The 22,587-nt window shown below is 60.4% G+C and carries 16 protein-coding genes and 1 riboswitch; of the genes, 3 read left to right on the top strand and 13 right to left on the bottom strand.

All coding sequences use genetic code 11. The features are described from left to right. Positions 1 to 39 precede the first annotated feature (39 nt). On the top strand, positions 40 to 4,164 hold the full coding sequence (locus AD662_RS21380; protein WP_211264968.1) for an RHS repeat-associated core domain-containing protein: 4,125 nt from the start codon (positions 40 to 42) through the stop codon (positions 4,162 to 4,164). A 169-nt stretch (positions 4,165 to 4,333) separates the two neighbouring features. Here AD662_RS21380 and AD662_RS21385 read toward each other — a convergent pair whose 3' ends face one another. The 13 genes from AD662_RS21385 to cobO all read right to left on the bottom strand — a co-directional run bounded on the left by AD662_RS21385 (position 4,334) and on the right by cobO (position 19,783). Further along, positions 4,334 to 5,836: a hypothetical protein gene (locus AD662_RS21385; protein ID WP_053189694.1), complete on the bottom strand. Its 1,503-nt coding sequence runs from the start codon at positions 5,834 to 5,836 to the stop codon at positions 4,334 to 4,336. Positions 5,837 to 5,937: 101 nt separating this feature from the next. Continuing rightward, positions 5,938 to 8,151, bottom strand: coding sequence for an autotransporter outer membrane beta-barrel domain-containing protein (locus AD662_RS21390; RefSeq protein WP_053189695.1), 2,214 nt, complete (start codon positions 8,149 to 8,151; stop codon positions 5,938 to 5,940). Between the two features lie 243 nt (positions 8,152 to 8,394). Beyond that, positions 8,395 to 10,488 carry a hypothetical protein gene (locus tag AD662_RS21395; RefSeq protein WP_053189696.1) on the bottom strand — a complete coding sequence of 698 codons (2,094 nt, stop codon included), beginning with the start codon at positions 10,486 to 10,488 and terminating at the stop codon, positions 8,395 to 8,397. 153 nt (positions 10,489 to 10,641) lie between these two features. Then, entirely contained in the window at positions 10,642 to 11,373 is a 732-nt protein-coding gene (locus AD662_RS21400; RefSeq protein WP_053189697.1) for an adenosylcobinamide-GDP ribazoletransferase, read from the bottom strand. 2 nt (positions 11,374 to 11,375) lie between these two features. Then, complete coding sequence (gene cobC, locus AD662_RS21405; RefSeq protein ID WP_053189698.1) at positions 11,376 to 11,951, bottom strand: alpha-ribazole phosphatase family protein; 576 nt, start codon at positions 11,949 to 11,951, stop codon at positions 11,376 to 11,378. Next, entirely contained in the window at positions 11,948 to 13,003 is a 1,056-nt protein-coding gene (gene cobT / locus AD662_RS21410; RefSeq protein ID WP_053189699.1) for a nicotinate-nucleotide--dimethylbenzimidazole phosphoribosyltransferase, read from the bottom strand. The genes cobC and cobT overlap by 4 nt, the downstream gene beginning before the upstream one ends. Next, positions 13,000 to 13,521, bottom strand: coding sequence for a bifunctional adenosylcobinamide kinase/adenosylcobinamide-phosphate guanylyltransferase (cobU, locus tag AD662_RS21415; protein WP_053189700.1), 522 nt, complete (start codon positions 13,519 to 13,521; stop codon positions 13,000 to 13,002). The genes cobT and cobU overlap by 4 nt, the downstream gene beginning before the upstream one ends. A 241-nt stretch (positions 13,522 to 13,762) precedes the next feature. Continuing rightward, positions 13,763 to 15,214, bottom strand: a complete 1,452-nt coding sequence (locus tag AD662_RS21420) for a cobyric acid synthase (protein WP_018612429.1) — start codon at positions 15,212 to 15,214, stop codon at positions 13,763 to 13,765. Beyond that, the gene (cobD, locus tag AD662_RS21425) at positions 15,211 to 16,203 is read right to left on the bottom strand and encodes a threonine-phosphate decarboxylase CobD (protein ID WP_018612431.1); all 993 of its coding nucleotides are present in this window, start codon (positions 16,201 to 16,203) and stop codon (positions 15,211 to 15,213) included. Before cobD ends, AD662_RS21420 begins: the two co-directional genes overlap by 4 nt. Continuing rightward, positions 16,196 to 17,104 (bottom strand): adenosylcobinamide-phosphate synthase CbiB, encoded by a 909-nt coding sequence (cbiB, locus tag AD662_RS21430; protein WP_053189701.1) that lies wholly within the window; start codon positions 17,102 to 17,104, stop codon positions 16,196 to 16,198. Before cbiB ends, cobD begins: the two co-directional genes overlap by 8 nt. Then, positions 17,101 to 17,751 (bottom strand): 5,6-dimethylbenzimidazole synthase, encoded by a 651-nt coding sequence (gene bluB, locus AD662_RS21435; protein WP_053181089.1) that lies wholly within the window; start codon positions 17,749 to 17,751, stop codon positions 17,101 to 17,103. The genes cbiB and bluB overlap by 4 nt, the downstream gene beginning before the upstream one ends. Continuing rightward, the gene (locus AD662_RS21440) at positions 17,748 to 19,145 is read right to left on the bottom strand and encodes a cobyrinic acid a,c-diamide synthase CobB (protein ID WP_053189720.1); all 1,398 of its coding nucleotides are present in this window, start codon (positions 19,143 to 19,145) and stop codon (positions 17,748 to 17,750) included. Before AD662_RS21440 ends, bluB begins: the two co-directional genes overlap by 4 nt. Positions 19,146 to 19,156: 11 nt before the next feature. Then, complete coding sequence (gene cobO, locus AD662_RS21445) at positions 19,157 to 19,783, bottom strand: cob(I)yrinic acid a,c-diamide adenosyltransferase (protein ID WP_053189702.1); 627 nt, start codon at positions 19,781 to 19,783, stop codon at positions 19,157 to 19,159. A gap of 80 nt (positions 19,784 to 19,863) precedes the next feature. Then, a riboswitch (cobalamin riboswitch) is annotated at positions 19,864 to 20,230 on the bottom strand. A gap of 154 nt (positions 20,231 to 20,384) precedes the next feature. On the opposite strand from cobO, the gene AD662_RS21450 reads away from it, so the two are divergent. Together AD662_RS21450 and AD662_RS21455 are read left to right on the top strand one after the other, a co-directional pair. Continuing rightward, complete coding sequence (locus AD662_RS21450; protein ID WP_018612440.1) at positions 20,385 to 20,969, top strand: hypothetical protein; 585 nt, start codon at positions 20,385 to 20,387, stop codon at positions 20,967 to 20,969. A gap of 253 nt (positions 20,970 to 21,222) precedes the next feature. After that, positions 21,223 to 22,533: a PQQ-dependent sugar dehydrogenase gene (locus tag AD662_RS21455; RefSeq protein WP_018610394.1), complete on the top strand. Its 1,311-nt coding sequence runs from the start codon at positions 21,223 to 21,225 to the stop codon at positions 22,531 to 22,533. Positions 22,534 to 22,587 lie beyond the last annotated feature (54 nt).

Consider the following 22,587-nt stretch of genomic DNA (forward strand, 5'->3'; position numbering starts at 1 on the left):
ACCGGGCACCCTTATCCGGGCGGCGTTGTGCGCCCCAACTTGCCGCGGGTCACCCGCCATCGCAGCTACCCCGACTTTGGCCAGCCAAACGCCGATGAAACGATGGTCGAGGTGCAATTCAGCTACACCAGCCATAACTTCCTCGGCGCCGGTGAAACCGTCAGTTGGGAAGACGGGATGGACCCGCTGTACAAACTGCAGGCCCGTTATGAATACGGCAGCACCGCCCGCTTGATGGTCGGCGGCCAGGTGGCGCGCACAGTCGAACGCAGTTACAACCGTTTTCACTTGCTGGTGGAAGAAAAAACCAAACAGGAACATTGCGTCAAGCGTGTCAGCACCCAGTATTACGCCGAGGATGTGCCGTTCGAGCGCCAGGTCCCGCAGTTCCAGTTCCCCAAGGAAGTCACCACCCGTTGGGAGCTGGACAACGACGCGACCCAATACCGCGCCGAAATCACCCGCAGTGTCTACAACGACCAGGGCAACCATACCGAACAGGTTGAGCCCAACGGTATCAGGACCGTCTACACCTACTATTCCAAGAACGGCGAGGACGGTTGCCCGGCGGACCGTTTCGAACGCAACCTCAAAGACACCACGGTGTACCCATCATCCCAAGGCGAGCCGGGCGCGCCGACGCTGCGCACCCGTCTGCGCTACAGCGCGCACAAGCCGCTGAACGGCAGCGGGGTGGACGATTGGCTGGCGATGGACAGCGAAACCCTGATGCAGGTGGAGGGCGCCAACGAAACCACCTTGCAGCAAACCTTGCGCAGTTACCATGAACTGACCGGCGATCCATTCTTGCATAGCCGCCTGGCCAGCCAGCAAACCTTGCTCAATGGCACCACCAGTACGACCTTGTATGAGTACGACAAGGGCCCCAGCGCGCTGGCCGGTGAAACCGTGTTGGAAACACGCGAGTTATTTACTGGTTTTGACGGCATCGAAAAAACGATGTCCCAGGAAAATTCGCTGATCACCGGCGAAGCGGTGCTGACCACCGACGTCGATGGCGTGGAACTGCTTCGCCAGTTCGATGTTCTGGGTCGAGTCACCAAGGAAATCGTCTCACCTAAATCGCCCGACGTTCGAGCCGAACGCGTTTATCGCTATACCTTGATCAGTACAGACGGGCAATACGCTTCAGAGAGCGTGACGGGGGTCAGCGGCGTAACGACCCATACCCGCTTCGATGGTATGGGACGAGTGGTTTATCGAGAGAGGGTCGAGAAGGCAAAGGCGCCGCGCCAGGTCTACGCGGCCAGTTACGACAAACTGGACAACCTGATCGAAGAGATCCGCTACGACTGGCTGGAAGATAAATCCATGCCCTTGCGCCAGCGCTTTGAATACGACGCCTGGGGTATCGCCCATCGCACGACAATGCCCGATGGCGTTGTGAGCCGTTACCTCTGGTCGCCTTTTGGCAGCAAAGGGCCGGTCGAGCACCAATGGCTGGAAACCCCGGAGACTGAAACGACAACACTTATCAGCGGCCTGACTGTGGGCAAGTACAACGATTTCGGCAAGCTTGACCGCTTCGAACGATTGGACGCACAGCCCTTGATCGATCTGTGCCACCAACAACCCGAACGCCCGGTCGCAGAGCATCTGCGCCACCTGCTTGAAACGACAGGGCTGCCGACCGTTGGCGCGGTTGAATACACCTATGACGGCAAGAACAACTGTGTACAACAAATAGAATTGTATGACGGGCAGGAACGCAGGACGCGTTTTGCCTATGACCCGTGGGATCGAGTGAACGCCACCACCCTCCCCGACAATACGGTCGCCAGCCGGGAGTTTGCCGCGCACAGTTTAGGTGAACAAACCACCAGCATGAGCGTGAAACCCAGCGCCAAGCCGTCGATCACTGTCGGCCAACAGTCATACGACAGCCTCCAGCGCATGACCGAACGTCGTGTCGGCTCAATGGTCAATCCGCAGATCGAGGAGTTCAAATACACCGGCAGCCAGATGCAGCTCAGCCAGCGGATCACCCCGGCCAAAGAAGTTTTCGATTATGAATACAAACCAGAACTGACCCAGCAGCCTTTAAAGATCACCACCTCCAAAGATGAATCGACAACTTACGTGTATGACCTCAAGACCGGAGCAATAACCGGGGCGCAAAATAATCAAGGCCAGCGTGAATATCGATATACCGATACCGGCGAGCTGGAATACGAAAGCTGGACCGATATCGACGGCAAAAAGATGGAGACCACCTACCAGACTTCCCTCCAGGGGCGGCAAATCAGTCGAAGCCATACCGACGGCCTGGATACCGTTTACACCTATGACGATTGCGGACGGGCCAAAACAGTCGTCCAAGGCGCGCTCAGTGCCGACTTCGACTACGACACACTCGGCCAACTGTGCCGCACCACGACACGCAGCCCGACGTCGACATTGGTTGCCGAGGTCAAATACGACCCGCAGGGCCGGGAAATCGAGCGGACACTGACCCTCAATGGTCAAGCCCCACGAGTCATTACTCAAATCTGGCAAGGCGACAACCAACTCAAGAGCCGACACGTGTTCCTGAACGAGGAGAGCTTGCTCGATGAGGCGTTTGTGTACGACTCGCGCAACCGACTCGTTCATCACACCTGCACGGGCAGCGCCCTGCCCAAGGACGCCTACGGCAATAGCATCCTCAGCCAGTTATTCAGGTTCGATGAGCTGGATAATATCGTGCGAGTCACCACTCAATTCGATGGCGGTCTCAGCGACATTGCCGTATTCACCTATGATCCCGACGATCCTTTTCAATTGAAAAAGATTACCCATACCTATACGGCCGGCGGCTATCCAGCGCTGCTTGAGTTCGAGTACGACGCCAATGGCCATATGCTCAATGACGAACTCAATCGACGCTTGATCTACGACGATCATGGCCGCCTGGTTGCGGTAAAGGATGCGCAAGAGCAGCTTGTCGTGAGCTATCGCTACGACGGGCATAACCACTTGGTGGGCGTTCGTCAAGGCAACGAGCCGGAAACACTACGCTTCTATCAGGGCTACAACCTGAGCCACACGCTGCACAATGGCATCGGCACGCAGTATTTGTTCCATGAAGAACGCCCTTTGGGGCAGCAGCAAATCGACAACCATGAGCAGACCCTCTTGCTGATGACAGACGCCAGCCCCAGCGTCATAGGAGAATGCGTGCAATCGGACGTGCACGCAGTAGCCTACAGCGCCTACGGTATTCGTAGCAGCGAGGAAGCCTTGCAGAGCTTAATCGCGTTCAACAGCGAGGTGTGCGAGAACACGAGCCACTGGTATCTGCTGGGCCGTGGCTACCGGGTGTACAACCCTAACCTGATGCGCTTTCATAGTCCGGATTCGTATAGCCCGTTCGGTTCGGGCGGGGTCAACCGCTATGCGTATTGCCTGGGCAATCCGATTACGTTCCGTGACCCGACCGGACATCGGGCCAACTATCGTCGGCCGGATGATAACCCTGGGTATATCGACCCCATTCCAGAGCCCGAAAAGTCTAAGTTAGGTTTTTGGGCGAAACTCGGGATCATCGTAGGGGTAGTTGTTGCGGCGGCTGCCGCGATAGCAGGAGCCGTTTTTACCGGTGGAGGCTCTCTAGCGATTGGTGCTGCTGTGATAACGACATTGGGCGCGATACTAGTCACAGCGGGCGCTATAACAAACAATGAGACATTGATGAGCATTGGAGGCATTTTGGTTACTGTGGGTGGGGCTTTAAGTCTCTTCTCGTATTTTAAAGGTAGACCCGGTGCAGGCGCTCCAGGCGCTTCCAGCACCCCCAGGGGCAGCACTGCTGTATATCCAAATGCCCCGAGGAGTAGAACCACTAGCATTAACCCCGGAAATCAACCTGGTACTGGTGATGAGGCAGGTTCATACTCAAACCTACGAACTGAGCGCTCAAATCGCTCTCTCTATTTCGAACAAACTGAGACCATTAATACATCAAATAATAAAGTGCGAACACCACCGCCGGACTATAGCGACGACGAACAACCGAATTTAAATAGACAGATATTTAATAATACAGCTAATGCCCCCTCCCAACCTACGCCATTCAGCTCAGCGTTACTTGAGTCCAATCAAAGTTATCGGGATTTTCTGGAACGAGAGAACAAAAAACAGCTACTTGAAAAGTATATATTATAAAACCAGCAACAAACGCTTAAATACCAACTCCTGCAAACCAAGTATGTGATCGCTACCAGATCGCATACTTGGCCTTCTTCCTTGATCAATTAAAATATAAAATCACCCCACACCTAGCGCAGTGCTCCACTATTGAAAAGTGTAGGATAAACCTATGGCAGCCAGCTTTTCACTCGACCAACGTCAATTGCAACAAAGGGAAATTAGGCGATGCCAACGGCGGCCAAGTTTTCCCTCCGTCAAAACTGACATAGGCTTTGCCCGTCAATGGCGCATTACGTCGTAGCGTATTCAAAAACGCCTTAGACACCCTGACCTCAGTACCAAAACCAATGCCGGCAAAAGTCTCCTGCTCAGTGACCGCACGCTTGTTCACGGCCGGGAATACCCAGTCCTGGCCTGAAGAAGAGTTGACGCCAGTCATCGTGATCATGACCCAATGATCGGTTGTGATGAGCGGCCATTTTTTCAGCGTCAGTCGTGCGCCCTCCGGTGCCACCGAGTTATAGCTCAGATATCCGCCGGAAAGGCCCTCGCACTGGACGGCTTCGAGCCGGTAACTTGGGAGGGTTAGTACCTGGAGCCGACGTGGGACAGAAAGATGCTCCTGATCCATCGCATCGATGACACCATAGGAGACCGGCAACACCCTGCCGATTTGAGCCGCCAGGTACTGCATTTCCACCCGAAAACGACGTGAGCCTGAACTGATGGGCTGTTCGACCCGAGTAGCGCCCAGGGTGCCAGGCTCCCCCCATTGCACCCAAACCTTCTCTTCCGGGTAGATAACGGCGGTGTCCGGCACTTGCACAATAACAACGCCGCCAGCAGGCACCAACGGATCCAACGTTTGTAGCTCCCCCGTCCCAACCGCGCCGTCAATAGAGGACCAAGGCAAATCACGGGGAATCGGCGTGGCATCGACATCCAATACAACCGCCACAGACCTAGGGCTGACATTACCCGCACGGTCCTGCACCTCATACCACACATACCGGGACCCATCGCCCCTGTCCTGTATTAAATCAGCGCTGATCGTAACCACGACGGGATCAGAAAAATTCTGGTCATCAAGTTCGATGACACCGCCTTCATCCTGGGTGCCCGGTGTAGATCCCCAGTACCAGGTGATCCGATCCCAGGGTCGGGGGTCCGTGTATCCCGGGAGATTGGCCTTGACCTCATCATTGTTCTGCTCAAGGTAGCGGGCAGTGAGTTTATTGGGCGGAAGGACTTCGGGAGGGAAAACCAGCTTGCTGTCAGCAGCAAGGACAGGCGGCGTCGTATCGAGGGTAATCTCCAACTCGGCAGAGTCATCAGACTCATTGTTATAAGCCGTCGCCCTGTAGTGCAACCGATGAAGCCCGTCATTACCACGCAGTAGTCTTTGGGGCAACGTCACATATCGGTCTGACGGCTCTATGAAAGCGTTCCAAGTTCGGCGATCTACCCAATTCGGGGCACCGTCAAGGAACAGCTCAACCGACTCCTCACCCAACGTCGGATCAGAATTGTCCCATAACACGAACCAAACCTTTAGATCATCATGCGTGGCGGCTTCGGGAAGCAGATTGATTTCACCGCCCGGAATGTTATCTAACAGTTCATCTATGCGGGGTGGAAGTAATTCTCTAGGGTTATCGGAAGACGACTTATCTGCTGACTCGCTCATGAACAAGACTCCTCAAAGAAGCACGAGGACAATGGCCGCAGCCGTTATCCTCGCATCGTGTAAAGAACATTGAACGTGCCGTGCAGCGTCAGCCCATTGAATTACCAGAGATAGCGCACGCCCACGTTGGCCCCCCACGGTTGCTCGATCTTATTGCCGTTGCTGTAATCGAAATCGGCGTGGACCGACACTTTGTCAGTCAACGTCATCGCCACACCCGCACCCAGCTCACCGCGCGAACCGGAGAGGTCATTGCTGAACTTGTTATCGTTGACCTGCACGTCGTTGTTATTGGCGAACTCGTGCACATACGCGGCACGCAGGTACGGCTGCAGCACGTTGCCTTCACCCAGGTCAAAGTTGCGCCCGACCGTCGCACCGACCTTGCCCAGCAACGAGTGCGTGCGGTCGCCTTCGGCGGACAAGCCATTATCCAGGCGATAGTCCTTGCCCTCGATGATCACGCCCGAAAGCTGTGTATAAGGTTCGACGAAGTAGTCGTCTTCCAACTTGATATGACGACCGAACTCCAGGGAGCCACCGACGCCGTGGCTGTCGTAGCTGCCCTTGGCCTTTTTGCCATCGCTCAGGCGGACGTCGGATTCGTTCTGGAAGCGGTTGAACTTGAGCACACCGTCGAAGTAATAGCCGCTTTCCTCGTCCAGCCACGTGGTGTAGGCACCAAGGTAGAAACTGTCGATTTCACCGGTGGTACCGCGACTCAAATCCAGGTCGGACTTGCTGTAGCCACCCATCACCCCCACCAGCCACTGCCCGTCACCGACCGGCAACGGCGCATCGGCACCCAACGACAAGCCCTGCTGGGTTTGCTTATAAGCCACGCCGGAACTGGCGCTGACATCGAACTTGTTACCATAAGCACGCATCCAACCACCGGCCTTGCCTTGGTCCCGGCGCACTTCGCCCATGCGGCTGCGCAAGGTGCTGAGTTCGCCGTACCAGACCGTGGGTGCGGCATTGAACAGTGCCATCACCGATTGGGTACCGGGGCTGATGATTTTCGAAGCGGTGTTCAGGTACCAATCATTGTCGCCTTGCTTGATCAGGTTGTAGGAGTAGGCCCCCAAGTCCACCTCACCACCCACCAGGGAAAACTGGGCATCGCCACCGCCGATGTGAACCACCGGGATGGAAGCGGCGGCGCCGGGTTCCGAGCCACTGCTGTCGAGCGCCACCAGGTGATTGCCGGTGGCTGTCCCGGTCACCGTCAAGGTGTCGACCTGGCCAGTGCTGAAGTTGGTGTGCATGAAGAAGGTGCCGTTGCCCGACAGCTCGCCCACCGTCAACTTGTAGAACTCGCCCGGATTGCCGAACTGGATGCCACCGCCGTTCATGGAGAGTTTTTCGACCTCGCCATCGCCGACCATGATCCAGCGGGCTTCGTTGTTGACGGCCAGGCTCTCGACGTTTTCCAGGCGACCGGTGAGCGTGGCGAAGTTATCGAACACCACGTTGGCGCTGCTGCCATCTTCCACGATGATGTCGCCGACCAGTTGACTGTTATCGGCGCTGAAATTCGCCGAAGAGCCATTGACGACTTCCAGCAGCGTACCGTTACCGCCCACCAGGGTAGAGCCGTTGTTGACCTGGATATTCACCCGTTCGGTGTTGGTCTGGGTCTGGCCGTCGACGATGATCGCCGAGCCGGCCAGCCCTTCGACACGGGAATTGTCCAGGATCAACGCGTTGTCGGCGGACAGGTTGAGGTCGGCGAACAGGTACACACCGTTGAGCCCACCGATGATGGTGCTGTCGGTGGCGGAGATCTTGCCGCCGAAGCTACGCACGCCAATGCCATCGGCGTTGCTGCCAGTGACGGTGGAACCGGCCTCGAGTATCAATTGGCTGCGAGCACTGAGGGTTGCCCCCACTCGTCCACCGATGATCTCACTGTCGCTGACCACCGCGGTAGATCCGCCGCCGGCTGATGTTGCCAGTTGCAGCCCGGTGTTGCTGCTGACGACTTTGCTGCCATTGGCGATGGTCGCGTGACTGCCGGCTAGATCGACTCCGTTGGCATTGCCTTGGGCGGTGACCTGGGTATCACTCAGATCGATCGTCGACCCGCCGGACGCACGGATCTGGTAAGTCGTGGCGCCGTTGGCCGTCAGCTTGCTTTCGGTCTCCACCAGATAATCGTCGGGCGTGGTGGCGGCGTCGATGGTCTTGGACGCACCATTTTCGATGAGTGTCTGCGCCAGACCGGTGGGGCTGAGCAACAACAATGGCGCGAGGGTCACGAGTTTGAGAAAACGCGCAAGCGGTGTGATGGAGAATGAGTGGCTAACGGGCATGGATAACTCCTGGATAAACAAGCTGTCTGGCAACCGTCGAGCCTGGCGTTTACCGTCTGGGTCCGAACGATCAAAAGGCGGCAATCCTAAGCACTCGCTTCCTGGATATATGTAGGATTTATCCTTGTGTTTGTGAGACTTTTCTTATTACTTCCGTATGAAATATCAATGTAGGCGCCTTTCCTATGAACCCGCATCGACCTGCACTCCCGGGCGAAAAACGCCCGGGTGCCAGCTCAAAGGTCAAGGCGTTGGTGGCCTTGGGATCTCGCACGGCTCGTTCGGTCGGTGGAAGGCGGTGGTGGTTGTGAACGGTGTCGAATCAAGTGTTTCCGAGCCGTCATCATGGAAGTACTGGATCTTCGCCCGGCCCCTGCGACCCGTTGCTGCGGTCTCGTTATAAAGCGGCAGGATATGAGTCGTATAAGGTTCCACCCGAATGGTGAAACCGGTGAGAGGTGTACCGGTAGCGCCCAGCACGTAGTCCCGCTCAAACTGCGCCCCGACGATCGGATCTTCGGGATCGCTCAGATACTCTCCTCTCATGGGCGTGAAGACGAACTTGATTTCGTCGCCATCCTTGAGCACTCCGGTGAGGTCAGGGATGTCGACCCTGAGCGCGCCATCGTCATCAAGAACCCTGCAACCTGGGTACGGGGTCGTCACTGGATCAATGGTGGGGAAACTCGCAGGCGGCAGCTCAACCGCAATGGCGTTGACATTGACCTCGGTTGGAGTGGATTCCAGATCATTCTCAATGCCTGTCGCGCTCAATTGATAGTGCACCGGCACCTTCAGGCCATTGCCGCCGTCCTTGATGTAGATCCAAGGGATGTCGACGGTTTGATCCTGGCCAGGTACGTGCTCAGGATTTGTATCATCGAAGGTTATCTGGGCCTCTACGACACGAGTGCCATTCCAGAAAAAATCGATGATATGGCCGTCAACCGCCTCGGCGTACCAGGTAAAGGTAAATTTCGCGTCCTTGTCTTTGTCGGCCCGTGTCAACTGGTTGGTCCGGTTATCATCCCAATTCTTGACTACGCCTACCGTCAAGCTTGGATGCACCGGATCCGGCCAATCGGGAGATGGCCAGGGAACCCAGGGGATCGGCACCTCGAAATTGACCTCGATATCGGTGTTTTCAGGTCCGAATAGCCGACCTTTACGCACGACGTGATAACTGACGTTGGTCGTCTTGTTGCCAGTGGTGTTTTGACCGTATTCCTCAAGCATGAGGAGTTTCGGTTCCACCGGAACCACGATTTGGGTCGGTGGGTTAGGCCCTATGGGATAGTCGTCGTCCAGCGTCGTATTTCCCCACTTCAATCGAATCTCATCACTGTTCTTGTGATTGTCATACCGGGGAATCCAGACACTCACCCCCGACAAAGCATGCTCAACCACCAATGGGCCTGGTTTTGCCTGGGGGACTTCCGGCGCTTGTAAATTAGTCGGTAGCGGCCCGAAGGTGAGGCTTATTTTCTGCCAAAGCGACAGAGCGCTGGGATTGGTCGCCTTGTCGATCAGGACGTAGATGAACACGCATTCGGCATCGCCAAACGCACGAATACGATCGCCGTCGATTTCGATCGGAGTGTCTGAGGTGCCCGGGGGGGGAACATCGTTGAAGAAAATCGGGGAGAGTCCATCCAGGTCCTCGGGAATGTCGGCGGCATCCACCAGGTAAACGGCGATTTTATCCGTCGCTTGCCAATCAGCATAACCAGGAATCGTGGCAGTCAATTTGCTGCCAGGCGCCAGGTTTGTGTCGTCGAGGTACACCTCCGAAAACTTCAACGCCTCTGGCGGGTCGTGTCTATAAGGTGGCTCTTGATCGCAAATGAGCGGAGTGATCGGAGATTCATCTGCATCTGTTGCGTTATAGGGGTAATGGTCATATCTCACGCGGCATGGAGAGCTTTGCGGAAGGTCACGGGCCTCAATGAGCATTGGGTAGGGGAAGGTCTCTGGAAAGTCAGTCCCCCCCAAAGGTATTTCAAATTCATGTTCTGCCACAACCTCAAAACGGCCATTGCCGCTACGATCGAACATTACCTGGATCTTCTCCGGTGCGCCCGGGGGTGGCAGGTTATCCCACTTGGGAATCTCTACACTCAATCCGCTCTTCAGACTGGGGCCGTTGAGCAGACCAGTGTTGATGTCTACCATAGGATTCTTAATGATTATGAATTTGTCGCCCAACTTCGACTGATGCTCGGTACGCATCCGAAGATAAGCGCTGTTCGCCTCACGCCGCTGCTGTTTGATATCCGCATTCGCCATGCTATCGCTCTCCCATTGATAACGTTCAGCCGCTGAGACGCCAACGGCCATCCAATTTTTCTGGCAGATCGATAACACCGGACACGACACAACGCTTCCCATCGCTCTGCGCGGCAGCTGAGGCCTTGAGCGAATTAAGCACGCGTTTTCAATGACGCGATACTGTCAGAGTTGACAGGTCGCCGGGACAAGATCAGGACAAACTCAGCGCAACACCACCCCCACCAACATCGCCATCTCAAGCAATTCCAGCAATGCCCCGGCGGTATCCCCGGTGCAGCCCCCTAGCCTGCGCAGCATCATCTGGCGCAAGCCGATAAAGACCGCCGAGGCGGCCAACAGGGCAACGACGCCTGCCCAACCCGCCACCAGCAAGACCCCCAGCGCGCACACCCACAACACCTGCCAACCCGCACGGCGGGGCAGATGATCGGCGAGGGCCTGGCCCAGGCCGCCGGCACGCACGTACGGCGTGGTCAGGAACAGGCCAAGCAACGCGGCACGCCCCAGCACCGGCACGACGATCAAGGTCAACGTCTGTCCCTGCTCGATCAACGCCAGCAGCGCGGTGAATTTGAGCAGCAGCACCAGCACCAGGGTGATCACCGCGATCGGCCCACTGCGCGGGTCTTTCATGATCAGCAACGTACGCTCGCGGTCGCCGAAACCGCCCAGCCAGGCATCGGCGCTGTCGGCCAGGCCATCGAGGTGCAGGCCGCCGCTGAGCAACACCCACGCGCTCAGCAACAGCGCGGCGTGCAGCAGCAATGGCGTGTCCAGCAGCAGTGCATTGAGCAGCCACAGCAAAACACCGAACAACAGCCCCACCACCGGATAGAACAACAGCGAACGGCCCAGCTGTTCAGGCTCGGGCATGCCGGGCAGGCGCACCGGCAGGCTGCTGAGAAACTGCAAGGCGATCCAGAAGGGCAACATCGTCAATCCGCCTCTTCGAGCACTGAACCTGCCGACACCGTCAGGGAAAACAGCGCGCCATGGCCGACTTCGACATTGAGCAATTGCTCCCGAGGCAAGCCTCGGGCCTGGGCCAGCAGCAGGCGCATCACGCCGCCATGGCTGACCAGCAGGACCCGCTGCCCGGCATAGGCCGCGTGCAGGCGTTCGACCGCCGCCAGGACGCGGCTGGAAAACGCCAGCACCGGCTCGCCTTCAGGGGGCGTGAAGGCATAGGGATCGGCCCAGAACTGGCCCAGTGCCTCGGCGTCGGTGCCCATCAGCGCTGCTGCGCTACGGCCTTCCCAGGCGCCGAAATGCAGCTCTTGCAGGTCTTTGTCCAGTTGCACTGGCACGCCGAGTCGGGCACCCAGTTGCTCGGCAAAGCGGGCGCAACGCTGCAACGGCGAACTCACCAGGCGATCCCAGGGGCCACCTTGCTCGACAGCCGCGTGCATCTGCTCCCAGCCCCTGGCCGTCAAGGCATCGTCGAGGCTGCCGCGCAAGCCGCCGCCCAGTTCGGTTTCGCCGTGACGCAGCAGGTCCAGGCGCAAGGTCATGCCGGACGATCCGCCACGGCCGCTTCGGCAAACGTCGCCATTTGCCCATGAAGGTCACAGGCCAGGCGCAACAGCGGCACTGCCAACGCCGCGCCACTGCCCTCGCCCAGGCGCAGACCGAGGTCCAGTAGCGGTTCGGCGCCGAGGGTTTCCAGCACGTGGCGATGACCCGGCTCGGCGCCGCGATGGCCGAACAGCAACCATGGCCGGCACGCGGGATTGATCCGCACCGCCACCAGGGCCGCAACGCTGCAGATGAAGCCATCCACCAACACCGCGACGCCCTGCTGGGCGCAGGCCAGGTACGCACCGACCAACGCGGCGATTTCAAAACCGCCGAGGTTGAACAGGGTCTGCAACGGGTCGTGGCCCTGGGCCGCGTGCAGCGCCAGGGCCCGTTCGATCACCTGGGCCTTGCGGCTGACACCCGCCGCGTCCAACCCGGTACCCGGCCCGACCAGATGCGCCACCGGGCATTCGAGCAAGGCGCAGGCCAAGGCGCTGGCGGCCGTCGTGTTGCCGATGCCCATCTCGCCACCAATGAACAAGTGCGTCCCGGCCGCGACCGCACGCGCCACGCTGTCGCGGCCGGCGTGCAAGGCCAGTTCGCCCTGGCTCACGGTCATTGCCGGGCCCTGGGCGAAATTCGCCGTGCCCGGCCCAACGTTCAGGTGCCGCACACCGGGCAGGTCCAGCGAAGGCGTGACGGTGCCCAGGTCGACCACTTCCAGCGACGCGCCCAGTTGCCGCGCCAGGACGCTGATGGCCGCGCCACCGCTGACGAAGTTGAGCAGCATCTGCCCGGTGACTTCCTGGGGATAGGCGGATACGCCTTCGGCGACCACGCCATGGTCACCGGCAAAAATCGCGATCCATAGCTGATCGAGGCTCGGCTTGACCTGCCCTTGCAGGCCAGCCAGTTGCACCGCCACCGACTCCAGCCGGCCCAGGGAACCCGCCGGCTTGGTCAGTTGTTGCTGACGGGCCGTGGCCTGCTCCAGGGCCTGGCTATCGACGGGCTTGCACGGGTCCAGCCACCAGCAGTGATTCATAACGCAGTACCTTTGAGAGTCAGGGGCAGGCCGGCGACGGTCAGCACGACGCGCTGACAACGTTCGGCCAAGGCTTGATGCAGCCAACCGGCTTCATCGACGTAACGGCGCGTCAGCTCGCCCAGCGGCACGACACCCATGCCGGTCTCGTTGCTGACAAAAATGATGTCCCCGGGCAACGCGGCCAGGCAGTCCAGCAGCGCTTCGCGCTCGGCGTTCAGTTGCTCGGGATCGTCGAGCATCAACAGGTTGGTCAGCCACAGGGTCAGGCAATCCACCAACAGGCATTGCCCGGGGGCGGCGTTTTCCCGCAGCACCCGCGCCAGGGCCAGGGGTTCTTCCACTAGCGCCCATTCGGTCGGGCGCCGCGCGCGGTGTTGCGCGACGCGCGCGGTCATCTCGCCGTCCAGGGGTTGGCTGGTGGCGATGTAGGTCACTGGCAATTGAGTGTCTGTGGCGAGTTTTTCCGCCAGGCGACTCTTGCCGGAGCGGGCGCCGCCGAGGATCAGTTGCAGCATGGGTCATTACCTTTTATTTGGCGGTGTGGCGCCTGGCCTCTTCGCGAGCAAGCTCGCTCCCACAGTTGATCCAGGGTGTACATGAATTCGGTGATCATCAGAGATCCAATGTGGGAGCGAGCTTGCTCGCGATGAGGCCAGCCCAGCCACCCTAAATCCCACAGAACCCACACTAAATCTGCTGAGCACACAAATCCCCTGTGGGAGCGAGCCTGCTCGCGATGAGGCCGGTACAGCCACCTCAAATCCCACAGAGTTCACGCAACAACCGAGTATCCAAATGCTGTTCCACCAGATCCGCCAACCGCTCGATGTCCCGCTCGCGCAACCCGTGGTAATCCACCGCCTGCACATCCTGCAACCCGGCCCAGCGCAACAACGCGCTACTGGCCGCCGGCGATTCAAAGAGCCCATGCAGGTAAGTGCCGAACACCTGCCCGTCGAGACTCTGGGCGCCGTCGCAACGGCCATCCTCCAGATGCACCGCGGGGTTTTCCAGGGCCGAGCCAGTGGTCACGCCCGCGTGGATCTCGTAGCCGCTGACCTCAGCCTCTTCCAAGGCCAGTCGCCCGCGCACATTGCGCAATTGCTTCTCGTGTTCCAGCGTCGTTTCGAAATCCAGCAGGCCCAACCCGGCACTGGAACCGGCCGCACCTTCGAGGCCCAACGGGTCGTGGACCTGCTGGCCGAGCATCTGCAAACCACCGCAGATGCCCAGCAGCTTGCCACCGTAGCGCAGGTGACGATTGATCGCCGCTGCCCAACCGTTGGCGCGCAAGTAGGCCAGGTCGCTGCGCACGCTTTTCGAACCGGGCAGGATGATCAGGTCGGCCGCCGGGATGGGCTGGCCGGGGCCGATGAATTGCAAGTCGACCTGCGGGTGCAGGCGCAGTGGATCGAAATCGGTGTGGTTGCTGATGCGCGGCAACACCGGCACCACCACCTTGAGCACCTGTTCAGCCTTGTCGGTTTGGCGCTGGTCGAGGCCGTCCTCGGCTTCCAGGTGCAGGTCCATCACGTACGGCAACACGCCGATCACCGGTTTGCCGGTGCGCGCTTCCAGCCAGTCCAGGCCCGGTTGCAGCAAGGCGATGTCACCGCGAAAACGGTTGATGATGAAGCCCTTGACCCGCGCCTGTTCGCTGGGCGAAAGCAACTCCAGGGTACCGACCAGATGAGCGAACACGCCGCCACGATTGATATCGGCGATCAGCAGCACCGGGCAATCCACCGCCTCGGCAAAGCCCATGTTGGCAATGTCGCCGGCACGCAGGTTGATCTCGGCCGGCGAGCCGGCGCCCTCCACCATCACCACCGGATACGCCGCGCTCAAGCGCGCGTGGGAGGCCAGCACGGCTTGCATCGCGATGGCTTTGTAATCGTGATAGGCCACGGCATTCATGGTGGTCACGGCACGGCCATGGATGATCACCTGGGCGCCAGTGTCGCTGTTGGGCTTGAGTAGCACCGGGTTCATGTCGGTGTGCGGTTCCAGCCCCGCCGCCTGGGCCTGCACCGCCTGGGCGCGACCGATTTCGCCGCCGTCGGCCGTCACGGCGCTGTTGAGGGCCATGTTCTGCGGTTTGAACGGCACCACGCTTACACCCTGGCGTCGGACCCAGCGGCATAAAGCCGTGACCAAGGTACTTTTGCCGGCATCGGACGTGGTGCCCTGCACCATCACTGTGGTCATCGGGTGTCCTTGGCGTAGGCCTCTAAGGCCTGTTCGAGGCGCAGGAATTCGCTGTCATCGGCCGGCAGCCCGAAGCGCAGGCTGCTGGTGTTGGTAAACAAGCGCAGGAGAATGCCGCGATGGGCCATGAAATCATGAAGCCCCAGGGCGTGTTCGGTGACCAGCCATTGGAACAACCCGCAGCCGCCCTGCGGCTTGAAGCCGTGGCGTTCGAGCATCAGCGCCAGGCGTTGGCTGGTGGCTTCGCAGCGTTGGCGCTGGTATGCGTGGGCATCAGTGTCCAGCAGGCACGCCTGGCCCAGCACCCGGGTCGGCCCGCTGACGACCCACGGCCCGACCTGTTCGGCGAGCAACTTGAGCAAGCGGCGCTCGGCCAATACAAACCCCAGGCGAACCCCGGCCAGACCAAAGAACTTGCCGAACGAGCGCAGCACGATCAACCCGACCAGATGGGTGTGCGCCGCCAGGCTCAGCGCCGGCGTGACGTCCATGAAGGCCTCATCCACCACCAGCCAGCCACCGCGCTGGGCCAGGCGCGCATGCCAGTCCAGCAAGCGCTCGGGCGCCAGGCTCAGGCCCGTGGGATTGTTCGGATTGACCACCACCAGCACGTCGAGGCTGTCGAGAAAGAAATCCACCTCCGACTCCAGCACTTCGCGCACGATGTAGCCGCTGCGGCGCCAGGCTTCGGCGTGCTCGGCATAACACGGCGACAAGACACCGACCTTGCCGGCCCGGCGCAGGCGCGGCAACAGCTGGATGGCCATCTGCGAACCGGCCACCGGTAGCACATTCAGCGCGCCGTAATAATCGCAGGCGGCCTGTTCCAAGCCGTCATCGGTTTCCGGTAAACGCGCCCAGGCCCGCAGGGGAATCGCCGGGACGTTGAACGGCCAAGGCGCCAGACCGCTGGACAAGTCGAGCCAATCCGCTTCGGCAATGCCGTATTGCCGGGCTGCGTTGCGCAAACGGCCACCGTGCTCAAGCATAAAACTCAGCTCCCAGGCAGAGAATCAGCAGCCATAACCATACGCCGCGCTGGACCAATTGCCAGCCGCGATCAATGGCGTCGGCACTCGCCGGCACGCCTTCGCCCAGCGCTGGACGTTGATGCAGCTCGCCGTGATAAACCGCCGCCCCGCCCAGCTCGACACCCAGCGCTCCGGCACCGGCGGCCATCACTGGTCCGGCGTTGGGGCTGTCCCAGGTCGGCCCCTGGGTGCGCCAGCACTTGAGCGCCAGGCGGGTTTTGCCGAGCAGCGCGTAGGTCAATGCCACCAGGCGCGCCGGAATATAGTTGAGCACATCGTCGATTTTTGCCGCCGCCCAGCCGAAGCGCTCGAAGCGTTCGTTGCGATAACCCCACATGGCATCGAGGGTATTGCTCAGGCGATACAACACCACGCCGGGCGCGCCGGCCACGGCGAACCAGAACAACGCGGCGAACACCGCGTCGCTGCCATTTTCCAGCACCGATTCGGTGGCGGCGCGGGCCACGGCGGTTTCATCCAGCTCAGCCGTTTCGCGGCTGACCAGATAGCCGACACGCTTGCGCGCCTCCTCCAGATCGCCACTGCGCAACGCCCGCGCCACCGGCTCGACATGTTCACCGAGGCTGCGCAGGCCGAGGGCACAGTACAGCGCCAGGATCTCCACCAACCAGCCCACCATCGGCGCCCACGAAAGGGCCGTGGCGAGCAAGGTCAACGGCACCACGGCGATGATCCACGCCGTCACCCCATGGCTGCGCCAACCACGTCCGCCGGAATTGAAGCGCTGTTCGATGCGATCGGCAAAGCCGCCGAACGCCACCAGCGGATGCCAGCGCCGGGGCTCGCCCAGCAAAGCATCCAGCGCCACTGCGGCAGCACTGAGCAACGCCACACTCATGGGCTCACTCCCCAATGGTTTTCATACAGCAGTTCATTGAGCGGACGCGGTTGCGCCCACCCTTCCAGGGCGAGCATCGGCGCCGGATAAAAACCCTCGACCGGGCCCAGGCAGAGGATCGCCAGCGGCTTGGCCCCGGCGGGCAGGCCCAGCAGGTCGGCCAGGGCCTGGGGTTCGAACAGCGACACCCAGCCCATCCCCAACCCTTCGGCACGGGAGGCCAGCCACAGGTTCTGGATCGCGCAGGACAGCGAGGCCAGGTCCATTTCCGGCAAGGTCCGCCGACCGAAAATGTGCCGCTCGCGATCCTCCATCAACGCCGCCACCAGCACTTCGGCGCAGTCGTCGATCCCTTCGACCTTGAGCTTCATGAATTCATCGCTGCGCTCACCCAGGGCCTCGGCGGTGCGAATGCGCTCTTGCTCCACCAATTCGCGGATCTGTCCACGCAAGGCGCGGTCACTGATGCGGATGAATCGCCACGGTTGCATGAGGCCGACGCTGGGGGCCTGGTGTGCGGCTTCCAGCAAGCGGCGCAGCAAGGCCGGCTCAACCGTGCCACCGCTGAAGTGGCGCATGTCGCGGCGTTCGGCGATGGCGCGGTAGATGGCGTCGCGTTCGGTCTGGGAGAAAGCGGTGTCGGTCATGGCCTCTTCGCGAGCAAGCTCGCTCCCACATTGGCTAGCGTTGCACTTGAGATCACGGGGTCCCCTGTGGGAGCGAGCTTGCTCGCGATAGCGGTCTCAGGATCAGGCGCAAACAACGCAGCAATCGCCTTGGGATTGGACGGGAAATAAAAATGAACATAGGAAGCCGTCATCCGCCCCTGCCGGAACACCGCTTCCGCCCCACGCCCGCCATTGGGGCTATGGCCACGGGCAATCGGTTCAAGCTCGGTGCTGGTCAGCGAATGATGATAGGTATGCCCACGCAAGGTGCCTTCCGGCAAATCCACCGCTTGCAGCGCCAGGGCTGCCAGGCGTTTTTGCATCTGCGCATCACCGGCCAGCAAACCCAGCAGTTCGGCGCGCACGCCTTCGACGTCGGTCAATGAATCGAGCAGATACAACATGCCGCCGCATTCGGCGAACAACGGTTTGTCGGCGGCCTGGTGAGCACGGATCGCTGCCAGCATCGGCGCGTTCCCAGCCAAGGCAACGTGGTGCAGTTCCGGATAACCGCCAGGCAAATAAAGGCTGTCCGCCTCGGGCAGTTCGCTGTCATGTATCGGCGAAAAGAAACACAACTGCGCGCCCATGGCCCGCAGCAGATCAAGGCTGGCGCCATAGGTGAAGGCAAACGCTTCGTCACGGGCCACGGCGATGCGCACCCCGGCGAGCCACGGCTCAACAGCGATCACCTCAGGCGCGGCGAACTCCACCGCTGGCGGCAGCGCCACTTCGCAACTGCCGGCCAGGGCCTCGGCGGCCGCGTCGAGGCGCGCGTCCAAGTCGTTCAACTCGCTGGCCTGGACCAACCCGAGATGACGACTGGGCAATTCGATGCCGGTTTCCCGGGACAGCGCGCCGTACCAGCGCAGGCCTTCGGTCAGGCTGCCTTCAAGCAATTGCGCGTGGCGCAAGGTGCCGACCCGGTTGGCCAAGACCCCGGCGAATGGCAGGTCCGGTTGATAACGGGCCAGGCCCAGGGCCAGGGCGCCGAAAGTCTGGGCCATGGCCGTGCCATCGATCACCGCCAACACCGGCACGCCAAAATGCCGCGCCAGGTCGGCGCTCGACGGGGTGCCGTCGAACAGCCCCATGACCCCTTCGATCAGGATCAGGTCCGCTTCAGCAGCGGCTTCCCACAACAGTCGGCGACTTTCCTGCTCACCGACCATCCACATGTCCAATTGATAGACCGGCGCGCCACTGGCCCGCTCCAGGATCATCGGGTCGAGAAAATCCGGGCCGCATTTGAATACACGCACCTTGCGTCCCTGGTTGCGATGCAACCGGGCCAGCGCCGCAGTGACGGTGGTCTTGCCTTGGCCCGAGGCCGGCGCTGCGATCAGCACCGCCGGACAGTGGCGGCGAGTCATGGCGGGATCGCTCACAGTTCGACGCCTTTCTGCGCCTTGATACCCGCTTGGAACGCGTGCTTGATCATGCCCATTTCAGTCACGGTGTCGGCCAGCTCGATCATCTCGGGCTTGGCCCCACGACCGGTCACCACCACGTGCTGCATCGGTGGGCGGGCCTGCAGATCGCTCAGCACCTGATCGAGGTCGAGGTAACCGTGCTTGAGGGCAATGTTCAACTCGTCGAGCACCACCAGGCCGATGGACGGATCGCTGAGCAACTGGCGCGATACCGCCCAGGCGGCTTCGGCGGCAGCGATGTCGCGCTGGCGATCCTGGGTTTCCCAGGTGAAGCCTTCGCCCATGACGTGAAAGCGCACCTGCTCCGGGAAGCGGCGCAAGAACAGCTCTTCACCGGTGCTGTTGCGCCCCTTGATGAACTGCACCACGCCGCACTGCATGCCGTGCCCCATGGCCCGGGCCAGCATGCCGAACGCCGAGCTGCTCTTGCCCTTGCCATTGCCCGTCAGCACCAGCAACAAGCCGCATTCATTCGGCGAGTTGGCGATGCGCTCGTCGATCACGGCTTTCTTGCGCAGCATGCGCGCCAGGTGGCGTTCGTCGCGATCGGACGTGTCGGTGACGAGGGAGTCGGTCATGGGAAGCCTCCGTTTGGGATTGGATAACGGCGGGCGGGCACAAAAAAAGACGGCAACAAGCCTGGCATCGCCCACCGTGATGCCGTTGGATGAATCAGGCCGGTCTCCGGGCTCATGAGCGGCGTGGTGCCTGGCTGCGCGCCTTCCCATGTCTGCGACACAGTGGTGAGTGGCCTGTGTGGCGAGTTCTGTCAGTCAACTTCGGCGTCAGAAGTCCATATCCTGCGTTGCTGCTCCTCGCCATAGCGGGCTATGACTCGTCGCAGCGCCTTGGCTATGGACTTCTGACATCCGAATTTGAACTGACGAACTCACCACACAGGCCACAAGCGCAGCGTTGACTCATTTACCGTTGCGGGGGCAGCGCCGGGTTCGTGTGCACTCACCGGCTTCCCTGTTTCACTCTGTCGACCACAGCCACAGAGCACCTGAAACAAGCGGCGAAGGTTAGAGGGTTGGGGGTGGAGCGTCAATTAAAGCCGCCTGTCGGGGCGATCATTGGCGCCGATCAATAAAATGACGCCAATCTTGTGGGATTCTGCGGCAAGTGATATCAAAGCGACATTACGACCCGATATCACAAGAACAAGAGGGCAAAAGCATGCAAGGCATGATCATCAGCAATCCAAAATTGGAATTCCTGCGCCCGGCGCTGGAACGCTGGTTTGACTGTATCGACCGCTACAACGCGGTGCGTGGCGATAACGACACGCCTTATTGGTTCGATGAAAAAGCCAACCTCGGCTTGCTGTCGGCCGCAGCCTGGATGGCTGAGATGGTCACGCTGCAGAACGCCCCGACCCGCAAGCAGAATGAAGAAGGCGAACGCAACGTCAGCGCCGATCTGTTCATCGCCAGCACCGAGGAGCGCGCCTTCATCCAGGCCACCCAGCGCTGGCCCAAGGTCAGCAACCTGAACCTAACCCAGCCGCTACTGGAAGCCACCAGCGATGCCAAGCGCATCAGCTACGCCAGCGACCTGAAGCTGGGCTGCCTGTTCGTCTCGCCGCAAAAAGCCCAGCAAAGCGCCACGCCCGAAGAATTGCAGGACATGATCGACGACCTGCAGAAGGAAAACACCTGCGCCGTGGCCTGGTACTTCCCTTACGCCTACCGCAAGTTGCGCAACGAAGCCGGGCATTACCACCCTGGCATTGCGGTGCTGTTCAAGCAGGCTCATGGTTGATTCATTGCACACTGGGAACTGTGGAAGAAACTGTGGGAGCGAGCTTGCTCGCGATAGCGCTGTGCCAGTCAACATCAACGCAGGCTGATGCACCGCCATCGCGAGCAAGCTCGCTCCCACACTGGATTTTCAGCAGACACAAAATCCATATGCATCACAGGGACCTGCCTGGCTGACAGTCCTACCCACGGTTGAACCATCACGCGTCTATGCTCCTCTATGATTAACTACATGCATTCATAGGGAAGCCCGCATGCTCAAACCCACCCATCTTTTGATCGTCACCGTTGCCGCAGGACTTGTCGCTTGTGGCGAGTCGTCCACCTTGCAAGTCTCCGACGGCACCGGCCCAGCGCCGAAACTGCCCGAACCGAACAAGACCCTGATCCCCACCCTCAACATCGCCGAAGCCGTCGGCTGGCCGCAAGGCGCCAAGCCAACCCCGGCCCCGGGCCTGCAAGTGGGCGCGTTCGCTGAAGGACTGGACCATCCGCGCTGGCTCTATGTACTGCCCAATGGCGATGTGCTGGTGGCCGAAACCAACGCCCCGCCCAAGCCGGACGACGCCAAGGGCATCCGGGGCTGGGTGAAGACAAAAGTCATGGACCGCGCCGGCGCAGGCGTGCCCAGCCCCAATCGCATCACCCTGTTGCGTGACGCCAATCACGACGGCATCGCCGAAACCCGCACGGTGTTCCTGGAAAACCTCAACTCGCCGTTCGGCATGACCCTGGTCGGCAATGACCTCTACGTGGCCGATACCGACCGGCTGATCCGCTTCCCCTACAAGGACGGTGATACGCAAATCCAGGCGCAGCCGACCAAGGTCGTTGATCTGCCCGGGGGCACACTCAACCGTCACTGGACCAAGAACGTGATTGCCAGCCGCGACGGCAGCAAGCTGTACGTCACCACCGGTTCGAACAGCAACGTCGCGGAAAACGGCATGGAGGCCGAAGAAGGTCGCGCCGCCATCTGGGAAGTGGACCGTGCCAGCGGCAATCACCGCATCTTCGCCTCAGGCCTGCGCAACCCCAACGGCCTCGCCTGGGAGCCCCGCAGCGGTGCGCTCTGGACAGCGGTGAACGAGCGGGATGAGATCGGCAGCGACCTGGTGCCGGACTACATCACGTCGGTCAAGGACGGGGCCTTCTATGGCTGGCCCTACAGCTACTACGGGCAGAACGTCGATGTCCGGGTCGAACCACAGAACCCGGCCCTGGTGGCCAAGGCCATCGCCCCGGACTACGCTGTCGGCCCTCACACCGCCTCATTGGGCCTGACCTTCGCCGAGGGCAGCAGCTTGCCTGCACCGTTTACCGAAGGGGCTTTCATCGGCCAGCACGGCTCGTGGAACCGCAAGCCCCACAGTGGTTATAAAGTGATTTTCGTACCGTTCAACGGCGGCAAGCCGGTGGGACAACCCGTGGATGTGCTCACCGGCTTCCTCAACGCCGACGAAAAAGCCCTGGGGCGGCCAGTGGGCGTAGTGATCGACAAGCAGGGTGGGTTGTTGGTGGCCGATGATGTGGGGAACAAAATCTGGCGTGTTTCAGGTAAATAAGACCGACACACCTGTGTGGCGAGGGGATTTACTCCTGACCTGTGGGAGCAAGGC

Origin of the sequence: Pseudomonas kilonensis, from assembly GCF_001269885.1 — a bacterium.
Lineage (GTDB): Bacteria > Pseudomonadota > Gammaproteobacteria > Pseudomonadales > Pseudomonadaceae > Aquipseudomonas > Aquipseudomonas kilonensis.

Bases quoted from the DNA above. Each gene is read 5' to 3' on its own strand.
- cbiB (WP_053189701.1), bottom strand. From the start codon at position 17,104: ATGAGTGTGGCGTTGCTCAGTGCTGCCGCAGTGGCGCTGGATGCTTTG.
- cobO (WP_053189702.1), bottom strand. From the start codon at position 19,783: ATGACCGACTCCCTCGTCACCGACACGTCCGATCGCGACGAACGCCAC.
- AD662_RS21385 (WP_053189694.1), bottom strand. From the start codon at position 5,836: ATGAGCGAGTCAGCAGATAAGTCGTCTTCCGATAACCCTAGAGAATTA.
- AD662_RS21455 (WP_018610394.1), top strand. From the start codon at position 21,223: ATGCTCAAACCCACCCATCTTTTGATCGTCACCGTTGCCGCAGGACTT.
- cobU (WP_053189700.1), bottom strand. From the start codon at position 13,521: ATGCTGCAACTGATCCTCGGCGGCGCCCGCTCCGGCAAGAGTCGCCTG.
- bluB (WP_053181089.1), bottom strand. From the start codon at position 17,751: ATGACCGACACCGCTTTCTCCCAGACCGAACGCGACGCCATCTACCGC.
- cobC (WP_053189698.1), bottom strand. From the start codon at position 11,951: ATGACCTTGCGCCTGGACCTGCTGCGTCACGGCGAAACCGAACTGGGC.
- AD662_RS21400 (WP_053189697.1), bottom strand. From the start codon at position 11,373: ATGTTGCCCTTCTGGATCGCCTTGCAGTTTCTCAGCAGCCTGCCGGTG.
- AD662_RS21450 (WP_018612440.1), top strand. From the start codon at position 20,385: ATGCAAGGCATGATCATCAGCAATCCAAAATTGGAATTCCTGCGCCCG.
- cobT (WP_053189699.1), bottom strand. From the start codon at position 13,003: ATGAATCACTGCTGGTGGCTGGACCCGTGCAAGCCCGTCGATAGCCAG.
- AD662_RS21390 (WP_053189695.1), bottom strand. From the start codon at position 8,151: ATGCCCGTTAGCCACTCATTCTCCATCACACCGCTTGCGCGTTTTCTC.
- AD662_RS21440 (WP_053189720.1), bottom strand. From the start codon at position 19,145: ATGACTCGCCGCCACTGTCCGGCGGTGCTGATCGCAGCGCCGGCCTCG.
- AD662_RS21395 (WP_053189696.1), bottom strand. From the start codon at position 10,488: ATGGCCGTTGGCGTCTCAGCGGCTGAACGTTATCAATGGGAGAGCGAT.
- cobD (WP_018612431.1), bottom strand. From the start codon at position 16,203: ATGCTTGAGCACGGTGGCCGTTTGCGCAACGCAGCCCGGCAATACGGC.
- AD662_RS21420 (WP_018612429.1), bottom strand. From the start codon at position 15,214: ATGACCACAGTGATGGTGCAGGGCACCACGTCCGATGCCGGCAAAAGT.